Source organism: Rhodanobacter sp. UC4452_H20, from assembly GCF_052978205.1.
This window is the reverse complement of record NZ_CM129662.1, coordinates 160,581-174,279: the sequence shown is the minus strand read 5'-3', so window position 1 is coordinate 174,279 and position 13,699 is coordinate 160,581. Positions and strand designations below refer to the sequence as shown.

The following is a 13,699-nucleotide window of genomic DNA, read 5'->3' as shown; positions in this document are numbered from 1 at the left end:
TTCGCGATTTCCCATTCCCGATTTCAGTTTCGTGTGCGCGCATTTCCTATTCCCTATTCCCTATTCCCGGCGTTGGGGCGCTAGCGCCCCAGCGCTTGTACCAATCGCACCCGACGGTTGTCGGGCACCTCGTTGTAGGCCAGTACGTGCAGGTTCTGTGCCACATGGCGGGTGAAGCGCGCGAGCCATGGCCGCAGCGGTGGCGCAACCAGCAATACCGCGGGTTCGCCGCTCATCTCCTGGCGCCGCGCGGCGTCGGCCACGCTCTGCTGCAGGCGGTCGGCCAGGCCCGGTTCCACCGCGGCTCCGGCCACGCCGCCGCCGCCGGAAAGCGAGCCGAGCAGGATCTGTTCGAGCTCCGGCGCCAGCGTGATCACCGGCACCTCGGTACCCAGCCCGGTGATCTCCTGCACGATCTGCCGGCCCAGCGCGACGCGCACGGCGGCGGTCAGAACGCCGGGATCCTGACTCTGCCCGGCGTGCTCCGCCAAGGATTCGACGATGCTGCGCATGTTGCGGATCGGCACCCGCTCGGCCAGCAGGTTCTGCAGCACCTTGACCACCACGCCCAGCGACAGCCGCTTGGGCACCAGGTCCTCGACCAGCTTCGGCGCGTTGGCGGCGAGCCGGTCCAGCAGTTGCTGCACGTCCTGGTGGCTGAGCAGTTCGTGCGCGTGGCCCTGCAGGATGTGCGACAGATGCGTGGCGATCACCGTGGCCGGGTCGACCACGGTATAGCCGTAGCTTTGCGCCAGCTCGCGCTGGCCGCTCTCGATCCACACCGCCTCCAGCCCGAATGCCGGGTCCTGCGTGGCGATGCCCTGCAAGGTGCCGTGCACCTGGCCCGGATTGATCGCCATCAGGCGGTCGTTGTGCACCTCGGCCTCGCCCATCGGCACGCCCATCAGGGTGATGCGGTAGGTGTTGGGGCCGAGGTCCAGGTTGTCGCGGATATGCACCGCCGGCACCAGGAAACCGAGTTCCTGCGACAGCTTGCGGCGCACCGACTTGATCCGCCCCATCAGCTCGCCGCCCTGGTGGGTGTCGACCAGCGGGATCAGCCGGTAGCCCACTTCCAGGCCCAGCGGATCGACGCTGGCCACGTCCTCCCAGCCCAGCTCCAGCCGCTCGGTCGGTGCGGCCGCCACCGGCGCCTCGGCTACCGACTCGGCCAGCCGCTCGCGCGTCTCGCGCTCGCGCTTGAACAGCAGCCAGGCGATGCCGCCGCAGATGCCGCCCAGCAGCAGGAAGGCCACGTTCGGCATGCCCGGGATCACGCCCATCACGCCCAGCACCACCGCGGCCACCGCCAGCGCGCGCGGCTGGCCGAACACCTGGCCGATCACCTGCTTGCCCATGTCCTGCGATTTGGACACGCGCGTGACGATCACCGCCGCGGCCACCGACAGCAGCAGCGCCGGCACCTGCGCCACCAGGCCATCGCCGATGGTGAGCAAGGTGTAGGTGCGCGCCGCCTCGCTGGCGGACAGGCCGTGCTGCATCACGCCGACGAAGAACCCGCCGACGATGTTGATGAACAGGATCAGGATGCCGGCGGTGGCGTCGCCGCGCACGAACTTCGAGGCGCCGTCCATCGAGCCGTAGAAGTCCGCCTCCTCGCGCACTTCCTGGCGCCGCTCGCGCGCCTGCTCCTGGGTCAGCAGGCCGGCGTTGAGGTCGGCGTCGATCGCCATCTGCTTGCCGGGCATGGCGTCCAGGGTGAACCGCGCGGTCACCTCCGATACGCGGGTGGCGCCCTTGGTGATCACCACGAAGTTGATCACCACGATGATGGCGAACACCACCAGGCCCACGGCGAAATTGCCGCCGATGACGAACTCGCCGAATGCCTCGATCACCTTGCCGGCGGCGCCGGGGCCGTCGTGGCCGTGCAGCAGCACCACGCGGGTGGAGGCGATGTTGAGCGCCAGCCGCAGCAAGGTGGCCATCAGCACCACGGTGGGGAACGCGGCGAACTCCAGCGGCCGCATCACGTAGACCACGGCCAGCAAAATCACCAGCGACAAGGCGATGTTGAAGCTGAACAGGATATCCAGCAAAAACGGCGGCATCGGCAGCATCAGCATGCCCAGCATCGCCAGCACGATCACCGGCGCGCCAACACCCCGTCGCGCGAGGTGTCTGAAATTGCCCAGTACGTCTGCACCCGTCATCGTTTTGACTCGTCACGCATCGCGGTAGGGGCCCATCAGGTCAGGATCGACCTCGGGGTTGGGTGCGGCCGGCGGGCTCTCGCCCTGCGCCGCGGCTTGCTTGAGCTGGTAGACCCAGGCAAGCACCTGGGCCACCGCGACAAACAGCGAAGCGGGGATTTCGCGGCCCAGTTCAGTCGTTGCATACAAGGCACGTGCCAACGGCGGCGCTTCCACCACCGGGATGCGGTGGCTGGCCGCCACCAGGCGGATCTGCGCGGCCAGCACGTCGACGCCCTTGGCGATCACCCGCGGCGCGCCCATGCGGCCATCGTCGTAGCGCAGCGCCACCGCGAAGTGGGTGGGATTGACCACCAGCACGTCGGCGCGGGGCAGGTCCTCCATCATGCGGCGGCGCGCCTGCGCCTGCTGCACCTGGCGGATGCGCCCCTTCATCTCGGGGTTGCCCTCGCTCTCCTTCATCTCGTCCTTGATTTCCTGCTTGGTCATGCGCAGGTTCTTCGCGTGGTCGAACTTCTGGTACAGCGCATCGATCGCACCGATCAGCGCCAAGATCACGCCGAACCACAACGCGGCACGCCCGAGCAGCCCGATCGACTGCGCGATGCCGGCCGCCACCGAGCCGCGCCCGGTGGCCTGCAGTTCGCCCTGCCAGTGCTGCAGCACCAGCGCCAGCACGCCACCGATGAACAACAGCTTGAGCAGTGCCTTGCCCAGTTCCACCAGGCCGCGCAGCGCGAAGATCTTGCCCAGCCCCTTGATCGGGTCGAGCCGCTCGAACTTCGGTTGCAGCGCCTCGGTGCTGAAGTTCAACCCGCCCAGCAGCAGCGGCCCGGCCAGCGCGGCCAGCAAGGTGGCGATGGCCACCGGCGCGAACAGCAGCAGCGCCTCGTGCATCGCCGCGTGCAGCGCACTGCCGGCCAGCGCGTCGGTGAACAGCGCATCGCGCGAGTAGCCCAGGCCCAACGCAAAGATGCGCCGCGCATGCTCCAGGCCGCTCTGCCCGCTGCCCATCAGCGCCGCCACGCCGGCCAGCACCACCAGCGCGCCGGACAGGTCGCGCGATCGCGGAACCTCGCCCTTCTCGCGCGATTCGCGAAGTTTCTTTTCTGTCGGTTGTTCGGTTTTTTCCTGGTCGCTGTCGTCGGACATGGCGTCAGCTCCCCATCAATTCGCGCATCAGCGACCAGGCATCACCCTGCAACGCCTGGAACGCGCCGGGCAGGCTGCGCAGCGACAACCACAAGGCGATGAAGCCCAGCGACACGGTGATCGGAAAGCCCACCGCAAACAGGTTCATCGACGGCGCCGCGCGGCTGATCGCGGCAAAGCCGATGTTCACCACCAGCAGCGACGTCATCGCCGGCAAGGCCACCCGCACCGCACCGGCAAACAGCTCCGTGCCGAACGCCACCACCGCATGCAACGCATTGGCGCTGACCGCCGGCGTACCCGGCGGCAGGGCATGGAAGCTGTCGGCCAGCAGCGCGATCAGCTGCAAATGGCCGTCCATCACCAGGAACAGCAAGGTCACCAGCAACAGGTAGAACTGGCTCAGCACGGTGGACTGCCCGGCACCCGGGCTGACCACCTGGGCAAAGCCCAGGCTCATGCTCTGTGCCACCAGCTCGCCGCCGAACGACACCGCCTCGAACACCAGCTTCAGCACGAAACCCACCATCGCACCGATCACCACCTGCCCCGCCAGCGTAGCCACGCCCGCGCCGCTCAATGGATCGATCGTGGTCGGCGCCAGCGGTGCCAGCACCAGCGAGAGCACCACCACCACGCCCACGCGGATGCGCGCCGGGATCACCGTGGAGCTGAACACCGGCGCCACCAGGCACAGCCCGCTGACCCGCCCCAGCGACCAGAACAGGCTGCCCAGCCACGCCGGGAGCTGCGCCAGATCCAGCGCAGTCATCTGATCGCGCCCGGCAGGCTCTCGATCAGCTGCGTGGTGAACTGCACCAGCAGGCGCAGCATCCACGGCCCCGCCACCAGCGCCACCAGCGCCATCGCGATCAGCTTGGGGATGAAGCTGAGCGTCATCTCGTTGATCTGCGTCGCCGCCTGGATCACGCCGATGAGCAGGCCCACCGCCAGCGCGGTGAGCAGCAGCGGCGCGGCCACCAGCATCGCCACGTAGAGCGCATGCTGGCCGAGTTCCATGATGGATTCGGGGGTCATGGACGGGGTCCTGCGGCGTGGTTCGCCGATGGCGCGACTCGCTTCGCCCCTGTAGGAGCGTGCTCGCGCGCGATGCTCTTGGTTCCAGCCAAGGCGAAGAGCGGCTGATCGCCTGCACCTGTAGGAGCGCACCTTGTGCGCGATGTTTTTGCCCTTGGTGGGGGTGCAATCAAAAGCAAGAGCGGTCGATCGCCTTCGGCGACCGAGTCACTTTTCTCTTGCGTGGCCGAGAGAAAAGTAACCAAAAGAGAAGGCCACCCCGCTTGGCGCTTGTTGGGCATCCTGCCCAACAAGTCCGTGAGCCGGGGCCGGGCTTTTCGACAGGGCATCCTGCCCTGGCGAAAAGGAGTCGACATCCCTGTCGACTCCCGCTGCGCGGCCTGTCGTCCCCGACTCACCGCCGCACAGGGGCCCCGGGAGAGCAGCGGGCCATCGTGGCCCGCACTCGGTGATAAAGCGGAAAAGCAAAAACCAGAGCCGGAGCCAGAGCAGATCCCAGGTTCGCCGCAGCGCTGCTCTTGATCTGGCCGTTCTGAAAAGTGCGGGCCAGGATGGCCCGCTGCTCTACCCGGGGCCCCTCTGCAGCGGCGGGCGGGCGTAGGAAAGCCCGCAGGGTGGTTCGCATGGATGCGAACCAGTTTGGCGTCAGGGCAGGATGCCCTGTCGACAAACCCCGTAGCCCGCACGCGGACCTGATGGACAGGATGTCCGTCAGGCGCGAAAGCGGGGTGGCCTTTCTCTTTGGTTACTTTCTCTTGACTCCGGGCATCCATGCCCTCCGCCCTTCGGGCCAGCTTCGCTGTTCGCGCACGCTCCTGCGTGCGCGTGGCCACGCAAAGAGAAAGTGACTCGGCTGCCGCAGGCAGACGAAAGCTCTTGCCTTTGAATGCAACAAGCGCAAGAGCATCGCGCACAGGGTGCGCTCCTACAAAGTAGCCAGAGCCCACGGCGGTCGGCGAACACGCGCTCACGTGTAGAAACTCCCGGCCAGTGTCCCCAGCAACAGCGTCCAGCCATCCACCAGCACGAACAGCATGATCTTGAACGGCAGCGAGATGATCATCGGGGAGACCATCATCATGCCCATCGACATCAGCACGCTGGCCACCACCAGGTCGATGATCAGGAACGGGATGAACAGCAGGAAGCCCATCTGGAACGCGGTCTTCAGCTCGCTGGTGAGGAACGCCGGCATCGCCACCTTGAACGGCACGTCGGCCTTGCTGGCATAGGGCTTCTCCTTGGCCAGGCGGGTGAACAGCTGAAGGTCGGCGTCGCGGGTCTGCTCGAGCATGAAATGCTTGAACGGTGCGGAGGCCGCCGGCAGTGCCTGCTCGGCGGTGATCTGGCCGTCCATGTAGGGCTTGATGCCGTCGTCGTAGGCGCGGGTGAGCACGGGCGACATCACGAACAGGGTGAGGAACAGCGCCAGCCCCAGCAGCACCTGGTTGGGCGGCGTGGACTGCGTGCCAAGCGCCTGGCGCAGGAAGCCGAGCACGATGATGATGCGGGTGAACGAGGTCATCATCAGCGCGATCGCCGGCAGCAGCGTCAGCGCCGTCATCAGCGCCAGCATCTGCAGCGACAGCGTCCAGCTCTGGCTGCCGTCGGCGGCCGGTTGCACGTTCACCAGCGGAATGCCCGGCGTGGCCGCCAGGGTGGCCAGCGGCAACAGCAGCAGCGCGCCGCCGATGATCCAGTGCCGCGCGCTCACGAGCGCACCTTCAGTCGCGCCAGCAAATCGCCGAACACGGGTTTGAGCGGCTCGTTCGATGCCGCCGGAACGATGTCGCGCGGCGCTTCGCCGTCGTAGACATGCAGGGTGCGCATGCCACCGGGGCCGGTGCCGATCAACAGCCGCTTGCCGTCCGCGTCCAGCAGCAGCAGGCGCTCGCGCGCGCCCACGGCGAACGATTCCACGCAGCGGATGCGCCGCCCGCCGCCGCCCGGCCGACGCTGCAACCGACGCGTCACCCAACCGGCGACGAGAATCATCGCGATGATCGCCACCAGGCTGACGATCACCCGCAGCAGTTCGCCGCCCACGTTGATGTCGGCGGCGGGCAACGCTGCCGGCGCCAGGGCCGCGACAATCCGATTCCCGATTGACTCGCCGCATCGGCGGCTCGCCCTGCGGGTCATCGGCTGCGCCGATGTTCGCTCCGGCATCCTGCCTGCGCGATCCGGTTTCACTGTCCTGAGCCTGTCGAAGGGCGAATTCACGGCGCTGTCACCGCAACTTGCGCACGCGCTCGGCGGGGCTGATCACGTCGGTCAGGCGGATGCCGAACTTCTCGTTGATCACCACCACCTCGCCGTGCGCCACCAGGGTGCCGTTGACGAACACGTCAAGCGGCTCGCCGGCGGCGCGGTCCAGTTCCACCACCGAGCCCTGGTTGAGCTGCAGCAGGTTGCGGATGCTGATGCGGGTGCGACCGACTTCCATCGCCAGGGTCACCGGCACGTCGAGGATCATGTCGAGGTTGACGTCGCCGCCATCGGCCGCGGCCCCGTGCAGGGCATCGAATTGAACGCGCTCGCCGGCATCGGCGAAGGCATCTGCAGACTGGTTCATGAGAGGTTCTTCCGGGTGGAGGGATCGGTGGCTGCCTGTCGCTCGCGACGACCGGCCGGGACATGGAAACGCACGGCGTTGCGGCCGTTGGACTGGCCGTAGCGGCCGCGGAAAACCGGCACGTCCTCGGCATACACGGTGGTCAGCTCGGGCAGCTGCACGGGGATCACGTCGCCGGGGCGCAAGTGCAGGAACTGGCCCAGGCTCAGCTGCGCCTCCAGCAGCAGCGAGCTCACGTCGACCTCGGCGTCGAGCACTTCCTCGCGCAGCATCTCGGCGAAGCGGTCGTCGCCATCCATGCGGTCGCTCTGCACGCCGGCGTCGAGCAGGGTGCGGATCGGTTCGACCATCGCGTAGGGCATGGTCAGGTGGACTTCGCCGCCGCCGCCGTCCAGTTCGACGTGGAAGCGCGACACCACCACCGTCTCGGTGGGACTGACGATGTTGGCGAACTGCGGATTGATCTCCGAGTTGAGGTACTCGAAGTTGAGCGCCAGCACCGGCGCCCACGCCTCGGCCATCGCACCGAACAGTTCGGCGAGCATGATCTGGATCACGCGATTCTCGGTCGCAGTGAAGTCGCGGCCCTCGATGCGCGCGTGGAAGCGGCCGTCGCCGCCGAAGAAATTGTCGATCACGGTGAACACCAGGCGCGGCTCGAACACCACCAGCGCGTTGCCGCGCAGCGGCTTGATGCGCACCATGTTCAAGTTGCTGGGCAGCGCCAGGCCGTGCACGTACTCGGCGAACTTCACCATCTTCACGCCCAGCACCGAGACCTCGCAGGTCTTGCGCAGCACGCCGAACAGCGCGGTGCGGAAGAACCGCGCGAAGCGGTCGTTGACCATCTCCAGCGTGGGCAGGCGGCCGCGCACGATGCGGTCCTGCTGGGTAAAGTCGTAGCTGATCACCGCATCCGGCGGCAGCGGTTCGTCGCTGCCGGTGGCCACCGTGCCGCCGGTGACGCCATCCATCAGCGCATCGATTTCGTCCTGGGAAAGCAGGTCGCTCATGGCCGTGGCTCCCGCCTACTGGATCACGAAGCTGGTGAAATACAGCGCGTCGATGCCCGGCCGGCCGAGCCGCTTGCCGACCACCTTGCGCACCTCGGCCAGCGCGTCGGCCTGCAGCTTCTCGCGGCCGGCGGTCTCGCTGACCGTCTCGAATTTCTGGCTGCTGAACAGCGACACCAGCCCGTCGCGCAGGATCGGGTCGACGTCCTTGGCCACGCCGATCGCGGCCTGGTCGTGCGCCATCAGGGTCACGCCCACCTGCAGGTAGCGCAGCGCATCGCCGTCACGCAGGGTGACCACGAACGGCGGATCCATGGCCAGGAAGATCTCCGGCTTGTTCGCCTCCGCCTTCGCCTGCTTGTCCGACCCGGCGCGATGCGATTGCCAGTAGTAGCCGCCGCCGGCCAGCGCGACGAGCAGCACCGCCACGATTCCGATCAGCAAGGGCGAACGCCGGCTCGGTACCAGCTCTTCGTCTTCCACTACCTCGGGTGCTTCGTCGTCGCTCATGGAGAATCTCGTGTGGGGATCGGGGCTGCCGTCGCCGGCTTGCGAGATGGAAAGCAATCCGCGTGCCATCACAAATACATGTTTTTATTCATGCATTTGCATGATTTTCGGGGCTGGGCGGCGCTTTCTTGACGCGCGCCGGGACGGCGGCGCGGCGCCATCCCGACGGGGTGTCTGCGGCGCTCCTGCGAAAAATGGGCGGCGCGCCACGCTTGTTCGCGGAAGTGCAAACCGCGCGGATCGGGATTCAGGCGTAGGGCGGGCACCGCCCGCCGGCTCTCGTCGCGCCATCCCGCACCGCCATGGCGATGCGGGATGGCCAAAGCCGGCGGGCGGTGCCCGCCCTACGCGGGAGCGCTTCAGGCGAAGGCGTCGACGAGCCCGAGCTGGGTCAGCGGGACGGTCTGGCCGGGGCCGGTGACTTCGTCGATGGCGGCGATCTCGTCGCCCTGTCCGCGATGGCCGGCCTGGCCGCCGCGATCGTGCTGGCCCACGTCGGCGTGGCCGAGCGACAAGCCGTGGCGGGCGAGCATCTGGTCGAGCTGGGGCAGAGCCTGCTGCACGGCAGTGACGGCGCCGGGATGCTGGGCCTGCAACACCACGTCGACACGGTTGTGCTGCACGCTGATCTTCAGGTCGAGCGAACCCAGCTCTTCCGGATGCAGGCGGATGCGCGCCTGCTTGACGTCATGGCCGACGAACCAGGCCAGCTGCTGGCCCAGCTCCTGCGCGAAGGCGTGTGCAGGGGCCACCGGCACCGGCGCGGCAGTCGGCGCCACTGTCGCCGCGGTCTGGGTGATGACGGGCGCCGCGCCGGGGGCGGGGTCGAGTCGCACCGTTTCGCGGGTGGCGTCCGGGTCGAGCTTCAGCAGTTCGGCGGCAGGGACGGTGGTGGTCGCGGCCATGACGGCGGGGTCGACGGCAGGCGCGGCGGGCGCGGCGTTTGCTCCGGCCTGGCCGAGCGCGGCAAGCCCGGCCTGTGCGGCGGCCAGCCGTGCCGCCGTGGCGTCGACGATGCCGGCCGCGACGCTGCCGGCAGGTGCGGCGGGATGGACTGGCGCGGGAGCGATCAAGGCAAGCATCGCTTCGACCAGGGCAGTGGCGCCCGTATCGGTGTCGTCGTCCTTGCCACCGGCGGGTTCGACGGTGACCACGTCGGCAATCGCCTTGGGCGGTGGCGGTGGCGGCGGCGCCGCGACCGGCAGCGTGGGAGCGGTGGCGTCGGCAGCCGGCGGCGGCGTGACAGCGTCGCGCGATGTATCCAGGCGAGCGGCGGCGGACCACAGCTGCGCGTCCGGCCCCTTCGGCGAGGGATCGTCGCGACGGTCGCGCCCCGGGTCCGGGCCGCGCTGCGGGCGCGCATCGTGCGCATCGCGGGCGGGGGAACCGCCCTGCCCGCGCGCGTCCTGCAGGCGCTGGTGGAACGGTGCCGTGCCCGGCGACTCCGGCGTACCCGTGTTCGCAGCCGTCTTCGCGGCGACCGTGGAAGCGGACAACGATCCGACGTGGGTGGCAGTCATGGCATGAAGGCTCCTGGCGGGACAACACGGCCGCGCGGAGACGCAGGCACGTGGCCGAGGCGGGATCGGCGGGCGCGACGCATCACGGCCGCCGGTGCTGGAAACGTTCGTCGAGCTCGGCCTGCTCGCGGCGTTCCTCGGCGCGGCGCTCGTTCTCGACGTGATGGGCGACCACGCTGTCCAGCGCGCTCTCGCGGGCGTGGCTGTGGGTCCAGTCCGCGCGCACCAGCTCCAGCTGGCGCTGCTGGCGGGCGACCTCGGCCACCTGCTGGGTGATCGCCTGGTCGATGCGCTGCACGAAGGCCTGCCGATTGAGCATGGCGCTGACGGTGGAGGCGGCGTCGCCGCCGTTGGCGTATTCGTCGCGATAGCGATGCAGTTCGCTCAGCTGGTGTTCGGCGCGCGCCAGCTGCTGCTGCTGCGCGGCGAAACGGGCCAGCGCATCCTCGCTGCGCTGGCGGGCCTGGTCCACGGCCGGCTGCAATCGTTCGGCGCGGGAACTCATTCATGCACCTGTTCGGCCAGCACGGCCAGGCGTTCGATGGCCTGGTCGAGGGTGATCGGTTCATCCACTTCCTGCTGCAGGAACGCACGCAGTTGCGGCCACATCTCGATGGCCAGGTCCACCTGCGGGTCGGAGCCCTTCTGGTAGGCCCCCACCGCGATCAGGTCGCGTTGCTGGCGATAGGCCGAATAGACCTGGCGGAAGCGCTGCGCGCTGCGCATGTGCTCGCGCGTGGCGACCGCCGGCATCACGCGGCTGATCGAGGCCTCGATGTCGATGGCCGGGTAATGGCCGGCTTCGGCCAAGTCGCGCGAGAGCACGATATGGCCGTCCAGGATCGCGCGCGCCGCATCGGCGATCGGGTCGTGGCGATAGTCGTCGCCCTCGGTGAGCACGGTGTAGAACGCGGTGATCGAACCCTTGCCGTCGGCATCGTTGCCGGCACGCTCGACCAGCGCCGGCATCATCGCGAACACCGACGGCGGATAACCCTTGGTCGCCGGTGGCTCGCCGATCGCCAGCGCGATCTCGCGCTGCGCCTGGGCGTAGCGGGTGAGCGAATCCATCAGCAGCAGCACGCGCTGGCCGCGGTCGCGGAACCACTCGGCGATCGCGGTGGCGTACTGCGCGCCGCGCAGGCGCTTGAGCGGCGGCGCGTCGGCCGGCGCGGCGACGATCACCGCGCGGCGGCGGCCTTCCTCGCCCAGCGTGTGTTCGACGAACTCCTTCACTTCGCGGCCGCGTTCGCCGATCAGCCCCACCACCACCACGTCGGCGTTGGTGTATTTGGTCATCATGCCCAGCAGGGTGGACTTGCCCACGCCGGAGCCGGCGAACAGGCCCAGGCGCTGGCCACGGCCGACGGTAAGCAGCGCATTGATCGCGCGCACGCCGGTGTCCAGCGGGGTGTCGATCGGCTTGCGCGCCATCGGGTTGATCGGCTCGGCCTTGAGCGCAGCCTGCTCGTCCGATTCCAGCGGACCGTGCCCGTCCAGCGGCACGCCGTCGGCACCGATCACGCGGCCGAGCAGGCCCGCGCCCACCGGCAGGCCGCCGCTGCGCGCGCACGGGCGTACCCGCGCATTCGGCAACACGCCGTGCATGTCGCCCACCGGCATCAGCAGCAGGCGCTCGTCGGCGAAGCCGACCACTTCGGTATCCAGCGTGGCGCCGTCGGCGGTGTCGACCAGGCAACGCGCGCCCAGCGCGGCCTCGCAACCCTCGGCCTCCAGGGTGAGGCCGACCACCCGACGCAAGCTGCCCTCGACCACCAGCGTGCGCGCGGTCTCGGCGAGACTGCGCCGCCGTGCCAGCTTCTGCTGCCACGTCTGGCGGCGTGCGGCGATGGCGGATTCAGGCGTCATGGACGGGAACGAGGAGTGAGGAGTGAATGGTGGGAAGTGAGAGGGGGTTGTCGCCATCGGATGGCGTCGGTGATCCTGCCGTCATCCCGGCGAAAGCCGGGACCCAGCGCCTTTCCGGTGCTTCGGAGACGCTGGGTTCCAGCTTTCGCTGGAACGACGAAAGGGAGTTTCCGGCGGGGTGCGGGGGGCGGTGACGGGAGACAGGACTCATGCATCGCCCTCCCCTGCTGCAACAACCTCGTCACCGGCGTCGTCGCCGAGCACGGCATCGACCACCGCGGCCAGGCGGGCATCCACCCGCGCATCCAGCCGCGAGCGCTCGCTTTCCAGGCGGCAGTCGCCGCGCGCCAGGGCGGGATCGGCGAGCAGTTGCCAGTGGCTTTCGACCGCGCCGAGGTCATGCAGCAGGGCCAGGTCGTCCGGGTGCACGTGCACGCGCAGCTCGCGGGCGGCGGCGGGCAGCGCGGTCGCGGCCTGGCGCACGGCTTGCACGATCAGCTCGGGGGAGAGTTTCAATTCGCGCACGATGACCCGGCGCGCGATCACCGTGGCCAGCCGCGCCAGTTCCTTCTCGACCTGTTCGTCGAGCGACTGCAGCGGACGGGCGACGGCGTCGCACAGCGCTGCGAGTCGGGCCAGCTGCTCGCGCACCTGTTGCTGGCCGGCAGCCAGCCCTTCGGCGTGGCCGCTGGTGAAGCCTTCCGCCCGCGCCTGCTGGTGCAGCGCCTCCAGCTCGCGCACGGTCGGTTGCGGGGCCGGCGGATCGGTCGCGCGGCGATGCGGGTGATCGTTGCCGACCTCGGGCAGTTCCCAGCGCCGGAAGTCCTGTGCCGCGTGGTGGAACACGGCGACCATCAGACGAACTCATCCCCGCCGCCGGCGAGGCTGAGCTGGCCGGCGTCGGACAGCTTGCGGGCGATGCCGAGCACTTCCTTCTGCGCCGCGTCGACTTCGCTCAGGCGCACCGGGCCCTTCACTTCGAGGTCGTCGCGCATCATGTCGGCGGCGCGCTTGGACATGTTGGCGAAGATCTTTTCGCGGATCTCCGGCTCGGCGCCCTTCAGCGCGGTGACCAGGGTGGCCGAGGGCACTTCGCGCAGCAGCACCTGCATGCCGCGGTCGTCCAGCTCCACCAGATCCTCGAACACGAACATCAGGTCTTCGATCTTCTCGCCCAGCGTTTCGTCCTGGCTGCGGATGGCCGACATCAGCTCGGCCTCGCGGCTGCCTTCCATCGCGTTGAGGATGTCGGCGGCAGCCTTCAGCCCGCCGACGCTGGCGGACTTGAGTTTCTTGGAGCCGCCGGAGAACTGGCGCTCCATGATTTCGTCCAGCTCGTTCAGCGCATGCGGCTGCACGCCGTCGAGCGTGGCGATGCGCATCACCGCGTCGGAACGCACGCGCGGCGGCAGGTAGCCGATCACCTCGGCGGCCTGGTCCGGTTCCAGGTGCGCCAGCACCAGCGCGATGATCTGCGGGTGCTCCTGGTTGATCATCTCGGCGATGGCGCGGCTTTCCATCCACTTGAGCGATTCCAGGCCCTTGCTGGAACGCCCGAGCAGGATGCGGTCGATCAGGCCGCCGGCCTTGGTCTCGCCCAGCGCGTTGACCAGGATCTTGCGGATGTATTCCTCGGTGCCCACGCCGAGCGAGGTCTGCCGCCCGATGTCCTCGTCTAGCTTGTCCAGCGCCTTGGTCACGTGTTCGCGGCTGACACTGGTCAGCGCGGCCATCGCGGTGCCGATGGTCTGCACGTCGCGGGCGCTGAGGTGCTTGAGCACCTCGGCGGCGTCCTGCTCGCCCAGAGTCAGCAGCAGGATCGCCGCACGCTGGGCACCGGTGATCGGC

General features: G+C 68.7%; 14 protein-coding genes. All 14 read right to left on the bottom strand.

Annotated elements, in window-relative coordinates; translation table 11 throughout:
• Positions 1–80 precede the first annotated feature (80 nt).
• Positions 81–2,174 carry a flagellar biosynthesis protein FlhA gene (gene flhA, locus ACVCMC_RS00750; RefSeq protein ID WP_395119807.1) on the bottom strand — a complete coding sequence of 698 codons (2,094 nt, stop codon included), beginning with the start codon at positions 2,172–2,174 and terminating at the stop codon, positions 81–83.
• A 12-nt stretch (positions 2,175–2,186) separates the two neighbouring features.
• Complete coding sequence (gene flhB / locus ACVCMC_RS00745) at positions 2,187–3,326, bottom strand: flagellar biosynthesis protein FlhB (protein ID WP_395119808.1); 1,140 nt, start codon at positions 3,324–3,326, stop codon at positions 2,187–2,189.
• Between the two features lie 4 nt (positions 3,327–3,330).
• Positions 3,331–4,098, bottom strand: coding sequence for a flagellar biosynthetic protein FliR (gene fliR / locus ACVCMC_RS00740; RefSeq protein WP_395119809.1), 768 nt, complete (start codon positions 4,096–4,098; stop codon positions 3,331–3,333).
• Positions 4,095–4,364 (bottom strand): flagellar biosynthesis protein FliQ, encoded by a 270-nt coding sequence (gene fliQ / locus ACVCMC_RS00735; RefSeq protein ID WP_395119810.1) that lies wholly within the window; start codon positions 4,362–4,364, stop codon positions 4,095–4,097. The genes fliR and fliQ overlap by 4 nt, the downstream gene beginning before the upstream one ends.
• Positions 4,365–5,331: 967 nt before the next feature.
• The gene (gene fliP, locus ACVCMC_RS00730; protein ID WP_395121227.1) at positions 5,332–6,060 is read right to left on the bottom strand and encodes a flagellar type III secretion system pore protein FliP; all 729 of its coding nucleotides are present in this window, start codon (positions 6,058–6,060) and stop codon (positions 5,332–5,334) included.
• Between the two features lie 14 nt (positions 6,061–6,074).
• The gene (locus ACVCMC_RS00725) at positions 6,075–6,431 is read right to left on the bottom strand and encodes a FliO/MopB family protein (RefSeq protein WP_395119811.1); all 357 of its coding nucleotides are present in this window, start codon (positions 6,429–6,431) and stop codon (positions 6,075–6,077) included.
• A 163-nt stretch (positions 6,432–6,594) separates the two neighbouring features.
• Entirely contained in the window at positions 6,595–6,939 is a 345-nt protein-coding gene (fliN, locus tag ACVCMC_RS00720; RefSeq protein ID WP_395119812.1) for a flagellar motor switch protein FliN, read from the bottom strand.
• Positions 6,936–7,952 (bottom strand): flagellar motor switch protein FliM, encoded by a 1,017-nt coding sequence (gene fliM / locus ACVCMC_RS00715; protein ID WP_395119813.1) that lies wholly within the window; start codon positions 7,950–7,952, stop codon positions 6,936–6,938. The genes fliN and fliM overlap by 4 nt, the downstream gene beginning before the upstream one ends.
• Positions 7,953–7,967: 15 nt before the next feature.
• Positions 7,968–8,462 carry a flagellar basal body-associated FliL family protein gene (locus ACVCMC_RS00710; protein WP_447098338.1) on the bottom strand — a complete coding sequence of 165 codons (495 nt, stop codon included), beginning with the start codon at positions 8,460–8,462 and terminating at the stop codon, positions 7,968–7,970.
• A gap of 359 nt (positions 8,463–8,821) precedes the next feature.
• Positions 8,822–9,982, bottom strand: coding sequence for a flagellar hook-length control protein FliK (locus ACVCMC_RS00705; protein WP_447098337.1), 1,161 nt, complete (start codon positions 9,980–9,982; stop codon positions 8,822–8,824).
• A gap of 82 nt (positions 9,983–10,064) precedes the next feature.
• Positions 10,065–10,487, bottom strand: coding sequence for a flagellar export protein FliJ (gene fliJ, locus ACVCMC_RS00700; RefSeq protein ID WP_447098336.1), 423 nt, complete (start codon positions 10,485–10,487; stop codon positions 10,065–10,067).
• Positions 10,484–11,851 carry a flagellar protein export ATPase FliI gene (fliI, locus tag ACVCMC_RS00695; protein WP_447098335.1) on the bottom strand — a complete coding sequence of 456 codons (1,368 nt, stop codon included), beginning with the start codon at positions 11,849–11,851 and terminating at the stop codon, positions 10,484–10,486. The genes fliJ and fliI overlap by 4 nt, the downstream gene beginning before the upstream one ends.
• 207 nt (positions 11,852–12,058) lie before the next feature.
• A complete protein-coding gene (locus ACVCMC_RS00690; RefSeq protein WP_447098334.1) occupies positions 12,059–12,706 on the bottom strand; it encodes a flagellar assembly protein FliH in 648 nt (215 codons plus the stop codon).
• Positions 12,706–13,695 (bottom strand): flagellar motor switch protein FliG, encoded by a 990-nt coding sequence (gene fliG / locus ACVCMC_RS00685; protein ID WP_395121229.1) that lies wholly within the window; start codon positions 13,693–13,695, stop codon positions 12,706–12,708. Before fliG ends, ACVCMC_RS00690 begins: the two co-directional genes overlap by 1 nt.
• Positions 13,696–13,699 lie beyond the last annotated feature (4 nt).

Coding starts and splice junctions, on each gene's coding strand:
- fliR (WP_395119809.1), bottom strand. CDS start 4,098: ATGACTGCGCTGGATCTGGCGCAGCTCCCGGCGTGGCTGGGCAGCCTG.
- fliI (WP_447098335.1), bottom strand. CDS start 11,851: ATGACGCCTGAATCCGCCATCGCCGCACGCCGCCAGACGTGGCAGCAG.
- flhB (WP_395119808.1), bottom strand. CDS start 3,326: ATGTCCGACGACAGCGACCAGGAAAAAACCGAACAACCGACAGAAAAG.
- fliN (WP_395119812.1), bottom strand. CDS start 6,939: ATGAACCAGTCTGCAGATGCCTTCGCCGATGCCGGCGAGCGCGTTCAA.
- ACVCMC_RS00705 (WP_447098337.1), bottom strand. CDS start 9,982: ATGACTGCCACCCACGTCGGATCGTTGTCCGCTTCCACGGTCGCCGCG.
- ACVCMC_RS00690 (WP_447098334.1), bottom strand. CDS start 12,706: ATGGTCGCCGTGTTCCACCACGCGGCACAGGACTTCCGGCGCTGGGAA.
- flhA (WP_395119807.1), bottom strand. CDS start 2,174: ATGACGGGTGCAGACGTACTGGGCAATTTCAGACACCTCGCGCGACGG.
- ACVCMC_RS00710 (WP_447098338.1), bottom strand. CDS start 8,462: ATGAGCGACGACGAAGCACCCGAGGTAGTGGAAGACGAAGAGCTGGTA.
- fliJ (WP_447098336.1), bottom strand. CDS start 10,487: ATGAGTTCCCGCGCCGAACGATTGCAGCCGGCCGTGGACCAGGCCCGC.
- fliM (WP_395119813.1), bottom strand. CDS start 7,952: ATGAGCGACCTGCTTTCCCAGGACGAAATCGATGCGCTGATGGATGGC.
- fliQ (WP_395119810.1), bottom strand. CDS start 4,364: ATGACCCCCGAATCCATCATGGAACTCGGCCAGCATGCGCTCTACGTG.